Genomic DNA, 210 nt, shown 5'->3' with positions numbered 1-210 from the left:
TGACCCCGCAGGAGTTCGTCGCGGGCATCGCTTCCGGCCGCCAGGCCTACCTCGACGGCTTCGGCATCTCCTTCGACAACTGGCACTCGACCGACAGCCCGGAGAACACCGAGCTCGCGCAGTCGATCTACCTGGCGCTGGACGAGGCGGGCCTGATCGACGTCCGCGAGGTCGAGCAGTTCTTCGACCCGGTCAAGGCGATGTTCCTGC

1 protein-coding gene is annotated in these 210 nt (G+C 66.7%); it reads left to right on the top strand.

Translation table 11 applies throughout. The annotated features are described in order from the left end of the window. The coding region (locus BN358_RS23855) for a class I tRNA ligase family protein (protein WP_157593480.1) at positions 1 to 210 on the top strand (210 nt) is incomplete at both ends.

It is taken from the genome of Sedimentibacter sp. B4 (assembly GCF_000309315.1).
GTDB lineage: Bacteria > Bacillota > Clostridia > Tissierellales > Sedimentibacteraceae > Sedimentibacter > Sedimentibacter saalensis.
The sequence above is the reverse complement of the archived record's forward strand: the minus strand, read 5'-3'. Positions and strand labels throughout refer to the sequence as shown.